This is a genomic window from Brevibacillus sp. B_LB10_24, assembly GCF_046036945.1.
GTDB lineage: Bacteria > Bacillota > Bacilli > Brevibacillales > Brevibacillaceae > Brevibacillus_C.
The window spans coordinates 330,586-350,993 of record NZ_JBJQOQ010000002.1 but is presented as its reverse complement, the minus strand read 5'-3'; the positions used below and the strand labels follow the sequence as shown (position 1 = coordinate 350,993).

Annotated in this window: 18 protein-coding genes; 1 reads left to right on the top strand and 17 read right to left on the bottom strand. The window is 52.0% G+C overall.

The annotated features are described in order from the left end of the window. Nucleotides 1–34 precede the first annotated feature (34 nt). Nucleotides 35–733, top strand: a complete 699-nt coding sequence (locus tag ACI7RC_RS04450) for a flagellar hook assembly protein FlgD (RefSeq protein WP_408107022.1) — start codon at nt 35–37, stop codon at nt 731–733. A gap of 13 nt (nt 734–746) precedes the next feature. On the opposite strand, the gene ACI7RC_RS04445 is transcribed toward ACI7RC_RS04450, so the two are convergent. The 17 genes from ACI7RC_RS04445 to ACI7RC_RS04365 form a co-directional block, all read right to left on the bottom strand. After that, complete coding sequence (locus ACI7RC_RS04445; protein ID WP_408107021.1) at nt 747–1,982, bottom strand: PDZ domain-containing protein; 1,236 nt, start codon at nt 1,980–1,982, stop codon at nt 747–749. A gap of 98 nt (nt 1,983–2,080) precedes the next feature. Next, the gene (locus ACI7RC_RS04440; protein WP_408107020.1) at nt 2,081–3,568 is read right to left on the bottom strand and encodes a S41 family peptidase; all 1,488 of its coding nucleotides are present in this window, start codon (nt 3,566–3,568) and stop codon (nt 2,081–2,083) included. 96 nt (nt 3,569–3,664) lie between these two features. After that, nucleotides 3,665–4,855 carry a murein hydrolase activator EnvC family protein gene (locus tag ACI7RC_RS04435; RefSeq protein ID WP_408107019.1) on the bottom strand — a complete coding sequence of 397 codons (1,191 nt, stop codon included), beginning with the start codon at nt 4,853–4,855 and terminating at the stop codon, nt 3,665–3,667. A 36-nt stretch (nt 4,856–4,891) separates the two neighbouring features. Beyond that, nucleotides 4,892–5,785: a permease-like cell division protein FtsX gene (gene ftsX / locus ACI7RC_RS04430; protein ID WP_408107018.1), complete on the bottom strand. Its 894-nt coding sequence runs from the start codon at nt 5,783–5,785 to the stop codon at nt 4,892–4,894. Then, entirely contained in the window at nt 5,775–6,461 is a 687-nt protein-coding gene (gene ftsE / locus ACI7RC_RS04425) for a cell division ATP-binding protein FtsE (protein ID WP_408107017.1), read from the bottom strand. The genes ftsX and ftsE overlap by 11 nt, the downstream gene beginning before the upstream one ends. A 236-nt stretch (nt 6,462–6,697) precedes the next feature. Further along, a complete protein-coding gene (locus ACI7RC_RS04420) occupies nt 6,698–7,855 on the bottom strand; it encodes an iron-containing alcohol dehydrogenase (RefSeq protein ID WP_408107016.1) in 1,158 nt (385 codons plus the stop codon). Between the two features lie 190 nt (nt 7,856–8,045). Further along, the gene (locus ACI7RC_RS04415; protein WP_408107015.1) at nt 8,046–9,215 is read right to left on the bottom strand and encodes an iron-containing alcohol dehydrogenase; all 1,170 of its coding nucleotides are present in this window, start codon (nt 9,213–9,215) and stop codon (nt 8,046–8,048) included. Between the two features lie 31 nt (nt 9,216–9,246). Next, a complete protein-coding gene (locus ACI7RC_RS04410) occupies nt 9,247–10,356 on the bottom strand; it encodes a Zn-dependent alcohol dehydrogenase (protein WP_408107014.1) in 1,110 nt (369 codons plus the stop codon). 40 nt (nt 10,357–10,396) lie between these two features. Continuing rightward, complete coding sequence (locus ACI7RC_RS04405) at nt 10,397–11,899, bottom strand: aldehyde dehydrogenase family protein (RefSeq protein WP_408107013.1); 1,503 nt, start codon at nt 11,897–11,899, stop codon at nt 10,397–10,399. 63 nt (nt 11,900–11,962) lie between these two features. Beyond that, nucleotides 11,963–13,294, bottom strand: coding sequence for a lyase family protein (locus ACI7RC_RS04400; protein WP_408107012.1), 1,332 nt, complete (start codon nt 13,292–13,294; stop codon nt 11,963–11,965). Nucleotides 13,295–13,309: 15 nt separating this feature from the next. Next, nucleotides 13,310–14,293, bottom strand: a complete 984-nt coding sequence (locus ACI7RC_RS04395; RefSeq protein ID WP_408107011.1) for an ABC transporter ATP-binding protein — start codon at nt 14,291–14,293, stop codon at nt 13,310–13,312. Between the two features lie 13 nt (nt 14,294–14,306). After that, entirely contained in the window at nt 14,307–15,740 is a 1,434-nt protein-coding gene (locus ACI7RC_RS04390) for an NAD-dependent succinate-semialdehyde dehydrogenase (protein ID WP_408107010.1), read from the bottom strand. A gap of 38 nt (nt 15,741–15,778) precedes the next feature. After that, nucleotides 15,779–16,708 carry an ABC transporter substrate-binding protein gene (locus tag ACI7RC_RS04385; RefSeq protein WP_408107009.1) on the bottom strand — a complete coding sequence of 310 codons (930 nt, stop codon included), beginning with the start codon at nt 16,706–16,708 and terminating at the stop codon, nt 15,779–15,781. Nucleotides 16,709–16,756: 48 nt separating this feature from the next. Next, nucleotides 16,757–17,392, bottom strand: coding sequence for an ABC transporter permease (locus ACI7RC_RS04380; RefSeq protein ID WP_408107008.1), 636 nt, complete (start codon nt 17,390–17,392; stop codon nt 16,757–16,759). A 21-nt stretch (nt 17,393–17,413) separates the two neighbouring features. After that, on the bottom strand, nt 17,414–18,034 hold the full coding sequence (locus ACI7RC_RS04375; protein WP_408107007.1) for an ABC transporter permease: 621 nt from the start codon (nt 18,032–18,034) through the stop codon (nt 17,414–17,416). Then, nucleotides 18,031–19,164: a mandelate racemase/muconate lactonizing enzyme family protein gene (locus ACI7RC_RS04370; RefSeq protein ID WP_408107006.1), complete on the bottom strand. Its 1,134-nt coding sequence runs from the start codon at nt 19,162–19,164 to the stop codon at nt 18,031–18,033. The genes ACI7RC_RS04375 and ACI7RC_RS04370 overlap by 4 nt, the downstream gene beginning before the upstream one ends. 283 nt (nt 19,165–19,447) lie before the next feature. Continuing rightward, nucleotides 19,448–20,407 carry an ABC transporter substrate-binding protein gene (locus ACI7RC_RS04365; RefSeq protein ID WP_408107005.1) on the bottom strand — a complete coding sequence of 320 codons (960 nt, stop codon included), beginning with the start codon at nt 20,405–20,407 and terminating at the stop codon, nt 19,448–19,450. Between the last annotated feature and the right edge of the window lies 1 nt (nt 20,408).

Genomic DNA, 20,408 nt, shown 5'->3' with positions numbered 1-20,408 from the left:
GCTTGGAAGCACCGCTTCCCAAGGAGGATCGCACATGCCGGACAGCGTAAACAATTCGCTATATATTCCGCCTAATTACAGCTACAAAGGAAAAAAAGAGTTTTCCACGGATATAGATCAAAATGCGTTTATGCGGCTGATGCTCGAGCAGTTGAAGTATCAGGACCCGCTTTCGCCGATGGACAATCAGCAGTTCGTCCAGCAGACCGCCATCATGACGATGGTGGAACGTTTGACCCGCATGCAGTCGCTGATGGAAGAATCCAACAGCAGCCTGTTAAACATCCGCCAATATGAACAGCTCGTGGGAAAAACAGCCACCTATGATCTGACGACAAAAGATCCCGATACCGGGGAAGTCAGCAGAGAGCCCAAGACCGGCTCGATCGACGGCGTCAAGATGAAAGACGGCAAAATCTACTTCATCATCGGGGACGATGTCGTACCCCGCGAGGATGTCACCGGCGTGGATTCGAGCGGCACTGTCGATACCGGCGATTGGGTAGACAGCACGCTGAAGTACACACAGATGATCGGCTATACAGTCTCCTACAAGGGACAGCAGGAAAATCCGGACGGCACTTCAACCGATGCGGATAAAACCGGTGTGATTACATCGGTCAGCATGAAAAACGGCCTGATCGAATTCCAACTGGACAATGGAGACAGGATCACGCCGCAAGATGTAACCGGACTAGAGACACCCAGAAGGGAAGAACCCGAGGCCAGTTGACCTCGGGTTCTTTTCATGCACCCAGCTTTATCTTGCTGATGCGCTGTTTCAACAATTGGACCAGATTGAGCCTGCGAACATCTACGTAGTACTTGGTCTCAGAGTCCGGTACCACGATAATTCCCAATTGATGGTGATTGCCGGCATAGACGGCACATTGAACGAATTTCGGCTCTTTACTGTAGGTCAGGACCTCCATTTTGCAGTAAGCCGAATTGGCCTGCAGAGCGGTGTACAGCTCTGTCTTATCCCGTACCGGAATCCCGTTGACTTTGACGATGACCTCTCCGCAGAGAATCCCCATCTCTTCCGCCGGCGTTCCCGGTATGACCGCCATCACCTTTACTCCCCTGGACGACTGAATAAAAAACGGCGCATGCTTCTGTTCGCGTCGTTGACTTAACCGGAACAATCCCTCATGTCCGATAATCGCAAACAATGCCGCCGCGATGGAAAGGGCGGGGACATGTACGGCGGCGTAGGAAAGCAGCAGCAGTACAAGCGAATACAGGCCAAGCGGACCAGCCGTTTCCCGCGCCTTTTGATCAGGGGTCACCGTCTGTGTCATGTCGGAGAAGCCGGTAACCGCCGGGATGAACAGCAAACCGTACACGCTGCTTGCAAGATCGGGGGAAAACAGCGGCCAGCCCGAAAACAACTGCAGCGCAAGTCCGCTGTTCGCCTGCATCGGCACCAGGAGCAGCAGCGGAGTTAACCAGAAGGACTGCATATGGTACGCGCCGACAATCTTTCCCCGCTTGCCTTCCAAATACAGCGGAGACGCATCTCTTCCCCCGTTCCAGCGAATCAATACCGCTTCGGCAAAATGCATCAGCGCCACCACTGCCAGCAGCGGCACCGGCTTGGCCGCCAATATCCAGCTCCAGAACGTGCCGATTCCCTGTACGGAGACCCCCGCCGGCCACAAAAGAGCGAGCCACTGCAGGAGAGTCAAGCCGCCAACCGCATAGGCAAAGCAGAGAAACCGGACGCGAAAACAGAACAGGAGGATCGAAATCGCCCAAACCATCCAAAGGTTACCCGCCTGGACGACGATTCCCAAGGCGCCTGCTGCCAGCGACACAAACAACCCGCCGACCAAGCCAAAACCGACAGAGCGCAGCGTCTGTAAAATCGGAGAATGTATGCGAACAGCGAATAACTGACGTTCCATCGCCATCTGCTTCCGATATTGCAAATAGATAAACAAGACGAAGATGTAAAACAACGACAACCAGCCGTTTGTCATGGTATCACCTCGTGTTTGGAAAAAAGAAAAACCACGGACTGTTTTCCGTGGTTTTTAACTTCTACAGATAGAAAGCGATTCCCTGCCGAATGGGGACGTTATTTTCCTTTGGCTTTTGCTTCCTTCTGTAGGACGTCGAGCGCTTTTTGAAGCTGATTGTCGTTTTGCGGATTGCGGATTTGCTCGATGAGCGCATCTTGCAGAGCCGCTCCTGTAGCTGGATCCACTTTTCCTGTAACTGGAAGTTTATTTTCCTTTTGGAAACGTTCCACTGCCGCTTTGGTTTTGGCATCGAAATAGCCGTCGTTTCGTCCCGGCGACAGTTTTAAGCCGTCCAAAATCAGCTGCAGGTTCTTCACCTCAACCCCGGTCATGTCTTCTTCCAGCACCTTGTCCTGAGGAAGCTGCGTCGCTTTGAAATACTCCGGCTGAGTGACGGCAACATCCGGTTCGATCCCTTTTTTGTTGATCCACTCCCCTTTTGGAGTCAGCCATTTGGCGATGGTCAGCTTCAATTGGCTCTTGTCGCCCATCTCGACGGTGTTTTGTACCGTCCCTTTGCCAAAGGTCTTCTCGCCGACTAATTTATACCCGCCGCTCTCGCTCATCGCGCCCGCCAGAATCTCGGACGCGCTGGCACTGCCTCCGTCGGTCAGCACCACGATCGGGTAAGGCTTGGCGGAATCCACCTTGGAGTGGTACTCTTCGACCTCTCTGGACTTATCGCCGTATTCGATTTTCACGATCGCCTTTTTCTCCGGAATCAACTGTTCGGCAATCTCTCTGACAGCCGTCAGGTAACCGCCGGGGTTGCCGCGAACGTCAATGACCAGACCCTTGATGTTTTGTTTCTCCAATTGGGCCAGTTCTTCAAAGAAGTGCTTGGCCGTATCGGCGGAAAACTGGGTAATCTCGATTCTGCCGAATTTGTCTGCGCCCCTTTGAATAATACTTTGGTGTACAGTCTCGATCGGAATGTTGTCCCGGATGACGACGACTGTAATCGGCTCCGTCATTCCCGGACGCAGAACCTTGAGCGTTGCCTTGGTTCCTTTAGGGCCGCGAATTTTGGAAACTGCCTTTTGCAGGTCCAGACCTTCCAGGGACTCGCCGTTGACACTGAGAATTTGATCGTTTGCCCTAAGCCCCGCCAGTTCCGCCGGTGATCCTTTAAACGGCGAGACGATTGTCACCCGGCCGTTTTTCAGTGTCACTTCCGCCCCGATGCCTTCGAATGAAGAGTGCAGCGATGTGTTGAACTCCTCGGCCGCAGTCGGATCCATGTAAGAGGAATACGGGTCGTCGAGCGATCCGACCATCCCTTCGATGGCTCCCTCGATCAACTGTTCGCTCGGCACGTCGTGAACGTAGTTTTTCTTGATTATTTGATAAGTATCAAATAGCTTGGAAAACTCTTTCGGGTAGCTTTGAGCGCCTCCCAGCGACAAGAGGTTACCCGCCGTTGCAACCGCTCCTTGGGTGCCTATGCTTGCCGACCCGCCCCGCACGACAGCCAACGTCAACAAACTGCTGGCGACCATGCAGACAAGGGCAACCACAAACACAGAACGTCCATTCCATTTCATTCTTCAAACACCATCCTTTGTGCACCCCGGTGGAAAAAGGTATGCAGCTAGTGTATGCAAACCGAAGGCACAATATTTGTTTGTAGGAGCGTTTCGTTAGCGGATATACGGTGACGGATCTACTGCTATATTGTTTTTATACACCGTAAAGTGGAGATGGTTCCCGGTCGACCGCCCAGTCGAACCTACTTCAGCGATCTTGTCTCCGGCCTTGACAGACTGCCCGACGGAGACCTGAATGCCGCCCTCGCGGATGTGGCCGTAAAGGGTGGTGATTTCTTCGCTGTGTTTGATCATCACGCAGTTCCCGAACCCGTTGACATATCCCGCCACGATGACGATGCCGTCAGCCGCCGCGTAGATATTCGTCCCCTTGGGGGCTGCCATGTCGAGGCCGTTATGCCCGACCTGCTTGCCGGTGAACGGGTCGGGGCGCGCTCCGAATCCAGAGCTGATGTAGAACGAGCCAGGCGGCAGCGGAAGGAACATCTTTCCTCCCTTGTAGTCACTCACCGCTTGAAGCTTGGACCTCTCGGCGACCTTGGCCGCCTCCTGTTGGGCCATCGCCAACAGCTCCTGCTCTTCTTCCTCCTGAATTTCGTGCAGGTGGGTTTCTTTTTCCGCAAGAGCTGCCTTCACCTGTTTGCTGCGCTCGTACTGCTTGTCCAAGTCAGCCTTTAACGCTTCCTGTTGTTCTATCATATCATTTAAGCTGGCGAGTTGCTTATCCACTTCTTTCTTTTTGGCCTCGATCGTTTCCTTGTCGCGGATGTTGTCTTCCAAAATGCGGGTATCCTGCTCCACGATCATCTGCAATCCTTGCAGGCGAGTAAGGAAATCCCCAAAGTCCGACGAACCCAGCAGCACATCCAGATAGGTTACGGTGCCGCCCTCGTACATCGCTTTGACGCGTGTCTTTAACAGCGCATCCCGCTTCTTCACCCGGTCTGTAGCTTCGTCCAGCTCTGCCTGGGCTTCGACTGCCTTCTCCGTCGTCACCTTGATGTCTTTATCCAGTTTGTCGATCTTACGCTGTGTTTCATTTCGGCGCAAGTCAATCGCCATCAGTTCGTCATTCAGGTTGGCCTGCTGATTTTTTAAACTATTGATCTCATTTTTAATCGACTGCAGATTTTGCTTCTTCGCCTGCTGGTTTTTGCGAATTTGTTCGATTTCTTTGTTGATCTTATCTAATGAGGCGCTATTCGCCATGATCGGCTCGGCAGGCACGCTTCCCCATACCAGCAAGCCGGTTAACAAGACAGGCAGTACGACCTTCTTTTTCATAAGTCTCCTCCCAATCTCAACTTCCTTCTGTGCTTTTTATACTCGCAGGAATCGGCGCACCGACACCAGACTTCCCCAAATCCCGATAAACGCTCCGATGGCCAGCAAAATGACCGCGATTTGATAGGACAGCGGGAACATCGGCAGCAGGTCGAACAGGGATCCGGCCAGGTTGGAATGCATGGCACGCAACAGGAAGTAATAGCCCGTGCCCAGCAGCAGTATCGGAATGATCGCGCCCAGTATCCCCATGAACAAACCTTCGATAAAAAACGGCCAGCGGATAAACCAGTTGGTCGCCCCGACCAGCTTCATGATCTCGATCTCCCGGCGGCGGGCGACAATCGTCAGTTTGATCGTATTGGCGATCAAAAACATCGCCGTAAACGCGAGGCCGATGATAAACACCAAACCGATGTTGCGGATGACTTTTGTCACGGCAAACAGCGCATCGACCGTCTCGTCGCCGTACACCACTTTATCCACATTCTCGATCGTACCGACCTGCTTGGCCACGGCAGCCGTATCCTCCGGCTTCTTGGTCCTGACGACAAACTTGTCGGGAAGCGGGTTCTCGTTCTCCAGCCCGTCGAGGAAATACGCTTTCTCTTTAAACGATTCTCGTAATTCTTCCAAGCCCTGCTTTTTGGGAACATATGTAACGCTCTTGACCAAGGGGTTGGCTCGGATTTGCGACTCCACCTGATCAATCGTAGGTTTGTCTGCCAAAACATTCAAAAAGACGTGGATCTCTACTTGGTCCTCCACCTTCTGGGTAATGTGGTTGACGTTGAGCGCCAAGAGCAGAAAAACGCCGAGAATCATAAGCGTTATGGTCACAGCGCTGACAGAGGCGAAAGTCATCCAGCCGTTTCTGCCGAGGTTCTTGACTCCTTCGCGAACGTGACGTCCCAGGGTGCTAATTTTCATAGCCGTAGTCCCCCTTCTGTTCGTCGCGAACGATCTGGCCGCCCTCGATGGCGATGACGCGCTTGCGGATGGTGTTGACGATCTCACGGTTGTGGGTAGCCATTACTACTGTGGTCCCGCGCTGGTTGATCTCTTCAAACAGGTTCATAATCTCCCAGGAGGTTTCGGGGTCGAGGTTGCCTGTGGGCTCGTCGGCGATGATAATCCCGGGGCTGTTCACCAGCGCCCTGGCCAAGGCAACACGCTGCTGCTCGCCGCCTGACAGCTCGGAAGGCAGCATTTTCGCCTTGTGCTTCAATTTCACCAGTCCGAGTACGTCCGACACCCGCGGCTTGATCTGCTTCTTATTGGCTTCGATCACTTCCATCGCAAAAGCGATATTTTCAAATACCGTCAGCGTGGGAAGGAGCTTGAAATCCTGAAAGACGACTCCGATACTGCGCCGAACGCTGGGAATCTGACGTTCCTTGATCCGGCTGACGTTAAAGCCGCCGAGAAAGATTTGCCCTTTGGTCGGTTTTTCTTCGCGGTACATCAATTTGATAAATGTCGATTTTCCCGCTCCGCTCGGGCCTACTACGTAAACAAACTCGCCTTTATTGATCCGAACGTTAATCCCTTTTAATGCGTTCGTTCCGTTTGGATAGGTCTTCCAAACATCGAACATTTCTATCAAAGCTATCACATCCTACTATTCTTTGCTGTTATTCGACTCTCGTTGCTGCGCAATTTGACAAAAACTCCCTCTTTGTCTACTCTCTTCCCCATTATACCATCGGAAATCGTCAATGTTATCCCCTAATTCTCTCAAATCTTGTCGTTTCCCTCTTTGTTTTTTCGGACATTTTACCCAAAGTGTAAAGCAAAAAAAGAGCGTCCCGCAAAAGGACGCTCTCGGAAAACCCGGTCGCACTATAAACTCATCTGCAGTATAGCGTGCACGTCGCTTGCTTCCAACGGTTTGAAGCGGCCGATCGGACCGAACGGCGTCGCTTTCTGGGCCATGACATCAAGCTGTTCATCCGTGATGCCGTAATCTGACAACCGGCTTGGCGCCCCGATCTGGTTGAAAAACTCCCGTGTCCGGGCGATCCCTTCCAAGGCGACGGCTTCATCCGACTTGCCGGCAGGATCGATGTTCCAGACGCGGACCGCGTACTGCTTGAACCGTTCGACATTTTCTTTGTACACGTACTTCATCCAGTTGGGAAAGAGGATCGCCAGTCCGCCGCCGTGCGGAATGTCGTACACAGCGCTGACGGCATGCTCGATAGAGTGAGTTGCCCAATCGGTCTCCACCCCTACCGGAAGCGTGCCGTTCAACGCCATCGTACCGCAGTAGAGCAGGTTGGCCCTGGCATCGTAATCATGCGGATTTTCCAGGACACGCGGCGCGTTTTCGATCACCGTTTGCAAGATGGATTCGGCAAACCGCGACTGTAAGGGGATCTCCATTGTCTGCGTAAAATACTGCTCAAATACGTGCGACATCATATCCACAATTCCGTAGACAGTTTGATCGCGCGGAACGGTAAACGTGTATTCCGGATCCAGGATCGAAAAAGTGGGAAACGTCGTCGATACCCCTAACTTCTGTTTCGTTTCCCAGTTGGTGATCACGCTGCTGCGGTTCATTTCCGATCCGGTGGCAGCCAGCGTGAGAATCGTCCCGAGCGGCAGCGCTGCCTGCGGCACAGCATTCCGCATGTAAAAATCCCAGACGTCCCCGTCGTATTTCACCCCGACGGCAATTGCCTTCGAAGCGTCAATGACACTTCCACCGCCTACAGCAAGGATCCAATCCAGCTGCTCGCTGCGGCACAGCTTGATACCTTTATATACGGTACTGAGACGAGGATTTGGCTCGACACCGGCCAGTTCCACTACGTGGCATCCCTGTTCGGCCAAGATCGAAACGACGTTGTCGTACAAGCCGAGCTTCTTGATGCTCCCGCCCCCGTACACCAGCAAAATTCGTTTCCCAAGTGCCTTTACCTTGTCGGCAAGATGACCAATCGCTCCCTTGCCAAAGATCAATTCAGTCGGGTTGTGGTAGATAAAAGAATTCATCAACAACCGCCTCCACATGTAGTTTTTCTACAACGTAATAGTACCACACCTGGAGTGTCAGACAAAAATTTAGGCTTTAAACGGACAGGACAAAACAACCTTGTCACGACGAGCGGTGGAATTACGTCTATCCCGAAATTTTGGACAAGTGAACGCCGCTATCACATTCTCCATTTTTGACCGGAATCAACTATGCCAAAATTTGTAGAGCGAACCGGTTTAGATCTTCATGAGTGGCCAAACGGCAATTATTATTAAGCATTGGTTCATTTTCTGCGGATAACATGATGTCGACAAATCTTTCTATTTCGGCAGTCGTAATACCTTCATCTTCAAGAGAGGTTTTTAACTTGGAAGAAGTGATCAACTCGCCAAATTTTGCCGCTCCTGCCAATGCAAGCTCATCTTCAGACATTCCGGTTCCATTTACGCCAAGTGCGCGAGCGATATCGGCATGAACCGAGATGTTGCCGGCGACATTCCAATGATACACCGCGTTCAATGCGATAGAGACAGCCCTTCCGTGATGGACACGTGCCAAGGTCCCAAGCGCATGGCCGATGCAGTGGGCAATCCCCGTGCCGCCCAGTTCAATGGACAGTCCCGCTAAAGCCGCACCAACGCTTAAATTGCCCCTGGCCTCCAGATCGTTCGGCTGCCGGATCGCCTGCTGCAAGCTGCAGGATATTAAGCGAATTGCTTGCAATCCGTAGGAGAGAATCAACGGATTGCTCCGCTGGCCGGCACACGCTTCAATCGCGTGAACCAGGGCATCCAGACCAGTTGCCGCTGTCAGATGCGGAGGCAGGGCGACCGTTAGTGTCGGGTCGAGAATGGCCAAATCAGGGGCCAAATCGGAGCTCCATCCCCATACTTTCCGCTGTTCGCGATTGGAAAAAACTACGGTGCTGGTCACCTCTGCCCCGGTGCCTGACGTGGTGGGGATCATGATCGAACTTATGACTTTTGGTGCGAACGTATTAGCCATCAAAGCATAATGCTCCGCCGGATGCGAGTCTCCCGCAACCAAGCCTGCGCATTTGGCCACATCCATTGCCGAGCCGCCGCCCAGTCCTACCACGCACTTCGCTCCAAACGAGCGGATCGCCTCCGCAGCCTTGTCGATCGATTGGCTGGAGGGATCGCTTTGCACATCGTCAAACAGGTAAACTTCGATGCCCTCCGCTTCCAGTGCCGTACTCACTTCTCCGGCCAAGCCAATCTGGACCAGCCCTGGGTCTGTGACAAGAACCGCTTTATTCTGCCCGCTCAGCCGCAGCACGTCTCCTCCGACGCTCTTGCTACGTCCGATCCCATAGCTGATCGCTGTGTTCCCGGGATTAAACTCAAATGGTCTCATGCTTCCACTTCCTCCAATATAGTAGCGTCGACTAAAACGTGATCACAGAACGCCCTACGTTTACGCAACTGCAATCGTGGAATGAATCGAATGCTTTGTTGATCTCTTCCAAACTGATCTTGCCCAAGACCAGCTCATCCAGCATGAACTTGCCTTCTAGATACAACTGTGCAATGATCGGAAAATCGTGAAACGGATTCACATCCCCGTAAAAGCTGCCTTTGAGTGTTTTCCCCATACGATGGAACCCGCCAGCAGGCAAGGTCAATTCCTTTTGCGGGTTAAACGCCCCGACCACGACGACGGTTCCGCCTTTGCGCGTTCCTTTCCACGCGGCAGCAGCCGCCTGTGTATTGCCCGAGCAGTCGATTGCGAAGTGCACACCGTAACCGCCTGTCAGTTCTTTTAGTGCTTCATCTGCCGCTACTTTGGCTACGTTGATCACATGGGTAGCCCCGAATGTTTTCGCCAGCTCCAAATTTTGCTCTTTTACGTCGCAAGCGATGATTTTGGACGCTCCGGCAATCCGCGCCCCTTGGATCGCATTGACACCGACGCCGCCAATTCCAAACACAGCTACTGTGGAGCCCGGCGTCACTTTTGCCGCCCGCACAGCCGCTCCATATCCTGTCGCTACGCCGCAGCCGATCAAAGAAGCTTGGGCGAATGGCATAATATCAGGTATTTTAATGCAAGACATTTCCGGCACTACGGTATATTCGGCAAAGGTAGACAAGATCGAGTAGTGATACAGCGTTTCGCCCTCGACAGACAAACGGGACGTCCCGTCAAGCAATGTTCCGGCAAACATCGGGCCAAACGCAGACTCGCAAAGATTCACGGAGCCTGTGACGCAAAACTCGCATGTACCGCAATACGGAACCCAACTAAGCGCGACACGGTCTCCTGGTTTTACGCTTTTTACATTTGGCCCTACTTCTACCACAATGCCAGCGCCCTCATGGCCGAGAATGGTAGGGGTAGGCGTCGTCTCGTCCTCCAAGGCGTTCAGGTCGCTGTGGCAGATGCCAGTTGCTTCTACTTTGACGAGAACTTCGCCTGCTTTAGGCGGGGCCAATTCCACATCGAGGATTTCCAAAGGCTGGCCCGTGTGACACATCACTGCCGCTTTCATTTTCATCTGTCCGTTCCTCCTCCAGTTGGTTCGGGTAACTTTCTCCTTAATGGGCAATCCAGATCGCTTTGCTCTTCGTGTAGGAGGCCAGCGAGTGCATGGCATACTCTTTGCCCCAGCCGCTCTGTTTCAATCCGCCAAACGGACTGGCAAAATCGTAGCAGCCGTAGCGGTTGACAAACACCATGCCCGCATCCAGTCGTCTGGCAACCCGATGAGCCCGAGAAACATCATTGGTCCACAAACCGGCAGCAAGTCCATAGATATTGTCATTGGCCATCGTAATTACTTCTTCTTCATCTGTGAAGGGAATCACGCACAGCACAGGCCCGAAAATCTCTTCCTGGGCAATCCTCATGCTGTTGTCGACGTCGGCAAAAATCGTCGGACGAATAAAAAAGCCATCCGCATTGGTGCCTTCTGTATCACGGGTTCCACCGACCACCAGTCGGGCTCCCTGTTGTATGCCGCTTTCGATATAGTCTAAAATCCGCTCCATGTGCGCTTTTGTCACCTGAGGCCCCTGATCGCTGCTGGGGTCAAACGGATCGCCGAGACGATAGTCGTTCGCCATTTGCGCCAATCTGTCTACCACTTTGTCGTAGATGTCGCGGTGGACAAACAAGCGTGTCGGTGCGGAGCATTTTTCGCCTTTATGCGTAAACAAGCCATAAAAAGAGCGCTCGATTGCCGCATCCAGGTTCGGAACGTCGGCAAACAGGATGTTGGGGGATTTTCCGCCTAACTCCAAGGTTATCGGCTTCAGATTCGAGTCGGCAGAGTCGCGGACGAGCTGCTTTCCTACGTTGGTACTGCCCGTAAACGAGATTTTGTCTACGCCCATGTGTTGGGAAATGTATCCTCCCACTTTTCCTTCGGCCAGGATCAGATTGAGCACACCCGGCGGCAATATGTTCGCTTCGTGAATCAGTTCGACAAAGCGAATTGCCGAAAAAGAGGTGGCATTGGACGGTTTGAACACAATGGTGTTGCCCATCGCCAAAGCGGGAGCAATTTTCCAGGCCGCCAGGAGCAGCGGGAAGTTAAACGGCGTAATCAAGCCGCATACGCCAATCGGATCTTTGGTGGTAAAGCTGATGAAGTCGCCTTCCACCGGATTGCTTTCGCCGTAGTACTTGTCCGTCCAGCCGGCGTAGTAGTCCAGGATGTCCGCGACCTCCTGCATGTCGTCGCAGTACGATTCCTTGTATAATTTTCCGTTGTCCAGCGACTCCAAAGTGGCAAGCTCCGCCTGATGTTCGCGAACCAATGCGCTGATTTGACGCAAGATGCTGGCACGCTCTTTGCGAGACGTTGTTTTCCAAGGTCCAAAGTCAAACGCTTCCCGGGCAGCCGCTACAGCGGCATCTACTTCTGCTTGGCCCGCACCTTGGAAACATCCCAAAACTTTTCCGTTTGCCGGGTTAATCGATTCGATCCGCTGATGAGAGGAACTCTCAGTCCACCAACCGTTGATATATGATTTTTTCTCTGATTTCAGCCATTCTTTGGCCCATTCGAGCTCTGGAGCTTTGATGTTGTTTGTCACGTCGCTCTCCCCCTCGTTTCGTAATGATCTAGACAATTCTCGTTTTCGGCCTCTTTCTCGTCTCTACTCTATTGAATTGAGCGACTCTTTGGCCTTGTTTTTGATTTCCTCATGGCTCATCTCTTTCATCCAGGCACTTACCTGGGCATAGCCATAGGTTTCCTTCAACTCTACAACGGCCGGAATCAGGCTGGCGGCCAACTCGCGGCAGCGCTCCTCATTGGCGACAAGTCCGGCAAGACATTTGTCGTGAAACAAGTTCAGCGCCGCTGCCAACATTTTCAGAGAGTCAAGTATATTGCTTCCCGCCATCCCCTCCCAGATGTTGAGCTGCAGCTCTCCATGTTCAATCGCCGCCTCAACGGCCCGGCTGGCCCCGATCACCTGAAAACAACATTGGATCAGCATCTCTGGAATGACCGGATTCACTTTTCCCGGAAAAAAAGAGGAGCCTGCCTGAACGGCCGGCAGAGAGATCTCGGCAAATCCCGCCTCCGGACCGGATGAGAGCAGCCGCAAATCCTTGGCTATTTTGATCAGGCACCCGGCCAACAACGCTAGCTGACCAGCCACTTCGCCGAGATCATCCAGATTTTGAGCCGCATCATACAGATTGGGGCGAAGCTTAAGTTCCTTCCCAACCACTCGGCACAATGCCGGCATTACATGCTCTCGATACGTTTGGGATGCGCCCGTGCCAGAGCCGACCACGGTTCCCCCCAGATTGACGCTGGAAAGCCCAGAGACGGAGCTGCGTAAACCGGCCAGCCTTCTGGTCAGCACCGCAACGTACCCGCTGAATGAATCTCCCAGCGAAATGCTGATTCCATCCTGAAGGCAAGTCCGGGCTATAGTTGGTATGGATCGGAATGCTTCCGCTTTGCGTAAAAATGTATTGATCACTCGTTCGAGCTGTACTTCCACGGATTTGCTGACGTCGAGGATCGCCAACCGCATCGCCGTGTGGCAAACGTCTGCAGTGGATTGCGACGCGTTTACCTGCTCTGTAGGATGAATCGGCGCATACTGTCCGCGCATTCCTCCGAGCCGTTCATTGACAAGATTGGCGATCACTTCGTTGATATTCATGTTGGATCCGATACCGCCGCCGCCGTGAAACATATCGACAACGAATTGGCCCTGATAATCTCCGGCGATCAGTTGATCACAAACCTGGCCAATCACCTCGCAGTGCAATTCTGCAAGCAGTCCTGCCTGACAATTGGCGATAGCGGCTGCTTTTTTCACTTGGGCCATCGCCCGAATGTACTCTGGATAGTCAGCCAATTTGCGCCCTGAAAACGACATGTTCTCAACTGTCCGCAGCGTATTGATCCCGTACAGCGCCTCGTCAGCAACCGCCATCGGACCGATCAAATCGGTTTCTGTTCTCATCTGTCCATCCTCCGGCTACTTGACTTGCAAGTACTTGACGATCGTGTCCAAACTGATCCGGTTAACACAACGGTTACTGTCGTCTATGACCGGCAGCTCTTTCCGTCCTGACTCGATCAGTCTTGTAAAGACGGTTTTCAGGTTGTCGTACAGATGGGCCGTCTCGACATCAGGGTACACAGCAGCTGCTGTCTCTGTCTCCCCCGCAGCTTTCTGCTTGATATCGAGGATGTCACTGATCTTTAACATGCTCATCCGGCGGTAGACATCGCGGTCACCCACCAGTTGTCTGACAAAATCATTGGCCGGGTTAGTGATGATTTGATATGACGTATCAAACTGCACCACTTGACCAGCCTGCATGATGATGATTCGGTCAGCCAGGCGGAAGGCCTCATCCACGTCATGTGTGACGAACAGGATCGTCTTTTGAAACTGCTTTTGAATGCGAAGCAGCTCTTCCTGCAAATTGCTGCGCGTAATCGCATCAATCGCACCAAATGGTTCATCCATCAGCAAAATGTCCGGGTTGGCTGCCAGCGCTCTGGCAATCCCGACGCGCTGCTGCTGCCCGCCTGACAACTGGCTGGGATAACGCCGCCTATACCCCTTTGGATCGAGATGAACCAATTCCAGCAGTTCATCCACCCGCTTGCTGATCTTCGCCTCGTCCCATTTCAATAGGCGGGGAACAACCGCGATGTTGTCTTCAATCCGCATATGCGGGAACAAGCCATTTTGTTGAATGACGTAACCGATCCCCCTGCGTAGTTCCGCTTCCGGCAGGGTAGCAGCGTCAACCCCGCCGATCTCAATCGTTCCGGATGTGGGTTCGTACAGACGATTGATCATTTTCATCAATGTCGTTTTTCCGCAGCCTGAAGGTCCGAGGAAGACGATGAACTCTCCCGGCTTAATCGTCAGGCTTACGTTATTGACTGCCAGGTTTTCAGCGTTTTTGTACCGTTTGCAAATGTTGCGAAAGACGATTCCTTTCATTTCCCCTCACCTCTCAGAAGTTCAGATTGAGATATTTGTAATCCAGGAAGTCGTCAATGCCATGCCTTCCCCCTTCCCGCCCCATCCCGCTCTGCTTTACTCCGCCAAACGGAGCCTGCACATATCCGAGCGCGGATTCATTAATCCCGATCATGCCGTACTCGAGCTGTTCGGATACTCTCATTGTCCGGGCCAAATCTTTTGTGTAGAAGTAGGCAGCCAAACCGTATGGAGTCTGATTTGCCGCTTGCACGACTTCCTCTTCGCTCGAAAACGGAATAAGCGGCGCCACAGGCCCAAACGTCTCTTCATGGAAAATTTTCATTTCTTCCGTTACATGGGTCAAAACCGTCGGGCTGTAATAGTATCCCTGTGCAAAAGTCCCTTCCAGCAATCGCTGGCCGCCGCAGAGAAGCCCCGCTCCTTTGGCCAAAGCATCCTCTACATGCTCTGCCACCTTTGAGAGTGCGCGTTCATGAATCAGCGGGCCAATCTGAACGCCCGGCTCCATCCCATTGCCAATGCGAAGTTCAGCAATTTTGGACGTCAATTTTTCGCTAAACGCCGCCGCAATCGACTCGTGTACAAAAATACGGTTGACACAGATGCAGGTCTGCCCGCCGTTTTGGAACTTGTTGAAGACCAGTCCTTCTACAGCCGCATCCAGATCCGCATCCTCGAACACGATGTAAGGAGCGTGCCCTCCCAGTTCCAGGGAGAGTTTTTTCACCTGTGCCGCCGATTGTTCGATCAGGTACTTTCCTACCTGGGTTGAACCGGTAAAGCTGATTTTGCGCACTTTGTCATTCTCCAGAAACTCCCGTCCGATCTCCTGCGAATCCCCTGTCACCAGATTGACTACGCCTTTGGGCAATCCCGCCTGCTCAAATAATTCAAACAACGCAATTGCAGAGAGCGGCGTTTCCGGAGCTGGCTTCACCACTACCGTACATCCGACAGCCAAAGCCGGAGCCAGTTTGCGGGTGATCATCGAAGACGGGAAGTTCCACGGCGTAATCGCTGCCACTACGCCAACCGGCTGACGCTGAACGAGAATCCGTTGCGTCGGACGGGAAGCCGGGATCATCTCCCCGTATACCCGTCGCGCTTCCTCTGCATACCAAAGCATGAAGTCCGCGCCCCACAGCACTTCTCCTCTTGCTTCTTCAAAGGGCTTGCCTTGCTCCAATGTCATCACTTCTGCCAGATGGTCTGCATGTTCCACAATCAATCGGTAAATCTTACGCAAGTATTCAGCGCGTTCTTCAGCGGACAAGCGGGACCATCCGGGAAAAGCCGCATGTGCCGCTTCTACTGCCGCCCGTGCTTCTGCTCTTCCGGCATAAGGTACCTGATCCACCACTTCACCTGTCGCCGGATTGGTTACATCTGCTGCCGCCTGCGAAGAAGCGTGTGTCCATTGACCATTGATGAACATCTGTTTCATGTTTGTTGTCTCCTTTTGCTAGCACATTTTCAAACCCGTTATTTTACTAGACCGTTTTCTTTCAAGAATTCTTTCGCTACATCTTCCACTTCTTTTTTGTCTGGACCGTCCACTTGCCAGTCCAGTTTTTGCATCACTTGGTCCGTCAAAAGCGCGGATAGCTTGTTCAACGGCTCTTTTGCTTCCGGATACATCTCCAGCTTTTCTTTCCGGATAATCGGCGCTACGTTGTAGACCGGGAAGAAATTCACATCGTCTTCCAGCAATTGCAGTTCGTAACCGGCGATTTGGCCGTCAGAACCTACAGAGACCGTCACGTCGGAAAGTCCCTGTGTTAACGGATCGTAACGCAGGCTGTAATCCACCTGGAATTGCTTTTTGAACTGGAAGCCTCCTTGATCCTTAAATTGCTTTTGCAAGCCGGGCAGACCGTCATCGCGAACGTCGAATTCTTGCGGGTAGGACAGTGTCAATTCCTTGCTGTGTTTCGCTAAGTCAGAGATCGTTTTCAAATTGTATTTGGCCGCTGTCTCTTTTGTGGTGGCAAACCCATATGTGCTGTTGAGTGGTGCGGGATCAAGCCACTCGATGTCCCACTGCTTGAAGCCTTCGCGATTTTTTTCCATTACTTTTTGCGGATCTTTTTCCAACGGCAGCTTGAGGATAGCGAGGATACCCGTCCCCGTATATTCTGGATACATGTCGATCTGTTTGCTCTTGATCGCTTCAAAGGTAACCATCGTTCCTCCGAGATTCAGTTTGCGCTCAACCGGAACGCCTAGCTCTTCCAGCACCTGCGCGTACATTTCCCCTTGCAGCAGGTTTTCCGTGTTGTTCTTGGAGCCAATCACAATAGGTTCTTTTTTCGTCGCGCCACCGGCGGATTCAGATCCCCCGGAGCCACATGCTGCCGTTAAGAATGCAGCCAACGCTACCACCAAAGAAAATGCAATCTTTGTCTTTTTCATCTTGTTTCCCCCTCTGTAATGGTATTGGCAAAAATACCTTGTAAGAATTTACTTGTAAGCGGTTACCTGCTTCAGCAAAAAACCGAATAAAAACTCGCTCAGTATCGCCAGCAAGGCGACTGGCACTGCGCCGAGAAGCAAGAACATCGTGTTAAACATGGCAATGCCGTTCATGATGTAGTTGCCCAGGCCGCCGCCGCCGATGAGTACGGCCAACGTAGCGCTGGCAATAATTTCAACCGAAGAGGTACGAATGCCGGCGATGATCACGGGCAGAGCAAGCGGCAGCTCTACTTTCCGAATCGTTTGCATCGGTGTCATACCCATCCCGTACGCCGCTTCCCGAATGCTGGGCGCAATCTCTTTAAAGCCAACATACGTGTTCAGCAAAATCGGCGGGCAAGCGAGTAAGAACAAGGCCAGAAATGCTGGTAAAAAGCCGACCCCGAGCAATGGCATGGCCAAGGCCAGGATCGCCAAACTGGGTATGACGCGGGCAACGTTTACCAGGTTAATCACTGGACCTGCAATCATCGCTTTTTTGGAAATACAGATTCCCAGCGGCACACAAACTAGAATCGCCGCCGCTATAGACACCACGCTGATCAGCAAATGCTGTCCGAGCGAGGTCAGAAACAGGCTGGTGTTGACCGCAAAGTAATCTTGCAATTGTTGCAAAAGCAAGTTGTCCTCCTCCTTTCCCGGCTACACGATGTTGGGGCGCAGCCATTTTTCGATCAGTCGAAAGAGCAGATCGGCGGCAATCGCCAGCAGCGCAATCGTGACCGTTCCTGCAATGATCTTCTCGGAGTGACTGCGGTAAATGCCTTCAAAAATCAACGTCCCCAGACCGCCAGCATTGATCCAGGCAGCGACCGTTGCGATGGAGATAATCGAAACCGCAGCGATTCGAATACCAGCCACCACGACAGGCAGGGCAAGCGGAATTTCGATTTTCAAAATCATCTGCCATTTGTTCATCCCCATTGCCCTGGCTGCCTCCAGCATCAGCGGATCGATGCCCCGGATTGCCGCTACCACGTTACGTACCAGGATCATTTGCGAATAGGCGATCAATCCAACAATCGCTGTCGTACTGCCCAAGCCTGTAATCGGGATTAGAATTGCGAACAGCGCCAAGCTTGGGATGGTGTAAACCAGGCCGAGAAAGCCGGTTACTGGCACGTAGAGTTTGGAAAACTTGACGACGAGCAGCCCGAGCGGAATTGCGATAATCAGAGCTATTCCTAATGAAATGGCCGTGATGTATAAGTGTTCGCCAAACAGTCCTAACACTTTTTCGGGATGATCAAACAAGTAGTTCATGAACTTTCACCAACATATACATGGTTGATTTCATAGCGGTCCAGCGCTTCTTCATCCAATTCGAAGCCAAGTCCCGGCTTTTGCGGTACAACCAGGTAGCCATCCGAGTCCACCATGAACTTCTCTTTTTGTACAAAATCGCGACGCTCCGCTGTCCAGGCTGGCGGATCATACGGAAATTCCAAATACGGACAAAGACTGATTGCTGCGGACAGATGCAGATTGGCGAGAAGTCCAATACCGTTTGTCCAAGTATGCGGACTAAACCACGCCCCATTCGCTTGCACCATTTCCCCTATCTTTTTTACCTGGGTAATTCCACCCGAAAGGGCCACATCCGGTTGATAAACATCAAGCGAACCGAGATGATTCATCTCTCTGAAATCGTACCAATTACGGTTCATCTCTCCGCCGGCAATTCGAATCCCTACCATCTCACGCAACTTGGCCAAACCGCGAAAATCGTGAGAAGGTAACGGTTCTTCCAGCCAAAAAACATTCAGTTTTTCCAGTTCTTTGGCCACCTGGTGAGCTGTTTTCAGGTCCCATGTACGCTCCGTATCCCACGGCATTTTCCAACCTTGATTGGCGTCCACCATGATTTCCAGCTTGTCGCCGACCGCTTTCCGGACAGCTTCCACGACCTTGATGTCGTCTTTCGGATTTTTGTGGTGGAAGCGAATTTTCATCGCCTTGAATCCTTGCTCAATGAAACCCAACGCTCTTTCTGCTCTTACTTCCGGTTCGACCAGTTCGCCTGAGGAAGCGTAGGCAAGGATTTTGTCCGCTCTCCCCCCCAACAGTTTGTAGACTGGCTGCCCGGTTGCTTTCCCCATCAAGTCCCACAGTGCCAAATCAAGCGGCCAACACCGACCGTAATGGAAGTCGATATTGTCAATAATCTGACTGTGTCTTTCGATCGCAAACGGATCCTGTCCGATAAACAGATGCTCATGTCCTGCGAAACCCGTCATCAGATCTCCAGAACCAATTCCTGTAATTCCTTCATCTGTATGGACATAAACGAGCGTGCTGGCAAATTTTTTCCGTGGGTTGGGGTCCCAGGCGGCTTTAAACGCCGGTTCCAACGGCAATAGATATTGTTTGATCTCAATCGATGTAATTTTCATTTCACTCACCTCTAAAACGTTGTTTGCCGTGCCATGCTTTCGCTTGCCTAATACTCATACAGCAAGTTGCATGCCAATTTAAATTCGAGATGAATACGCTATTTTTGAAATCGCTTCAATAATGTTGCACATAAATTTTACACACAATAGTGTAAAAAATTTGGGCAATCCGCTGCTTCCATTACCTGACGCAAGAATCGTTATGAATCAGGGCAGCGTACGCTGTCCTAACTCAAACAAAAAACCTGCCGATATTGGCAGGTTTTTATTCGTATAGCTGTGTTTATTCTGTCGGCTGTGACTGAATCAATTTTTGCTGGATCAAAAACTGACGGGCGGTCTGGGATACGTCCTGATGCAGAACGTCTACCTGATAGATCAGTTTATCCATCGTTTCATTGTTAATTGGCTTCGTTAATTGTTTCATCAGTTTCTCTATGTCACGATTGGCGTGAAGCGTCTTCTCCTGGATGACCGCCGAAGCGTGATACGGGGCGAACAGTTTTTTGTCATCGTGCAAGATCACCAATCCGTCCTCTTGGATCCGCGGGTCAGTTGCCATGCCTACGGCCACTTGCACGCGGGACTCCTTAACCGCTTGGGGCAGCAAGCTGGAGTCTATCGCAATCAGATCGTCGTCAGAGATAGAAAACTGATACACCTCTTGCAATCGTTTAATCCCATCATCCCGAATCAAGTATTCATCATTGGTGGCGAATTTGAATTTGTGCTGCTTTTCACGGGCGTACGCGGCAAGATCGCTAATAGTAGAGATATGTAACTGCTCTGTGACACTTCGTTTCATCAATACGGCCCAACTGGAATCAAATTGGCTGCGCTCAATCCAGATAATCCCTTTGGGCTTGTCTGCTTTTGCCGCGGCTGCAAAAGACTCGTCCGGATCGTAAATCGGCGGCCGCTTATGATAAAAGTGCAGAGCGGTAGTCGTGTATTCCCAATACAGATCGATAACTCCTGACTCCATCGCTTGGCGAATCGCCGGACTGTCCAAAAATACTATCTCTTTCACCTTGTACCCCTGCTCTTTCAGCAAAAGGGAAGTCATTTTCATCAACAAATACTGTTCCGTCAGCGATTTTGCTCCAAGCGTGATGACTGGTTTGGGGTCAGCAACAGGTTTGCTAGGTTCAGTTGGAGGTTCAGCAAGCGTTGCTGTTTGCGACGGGCTGCAGGCGGCCATCGCAAACACCAAACACAGCAACAGCCACAGATGTTTCCACATC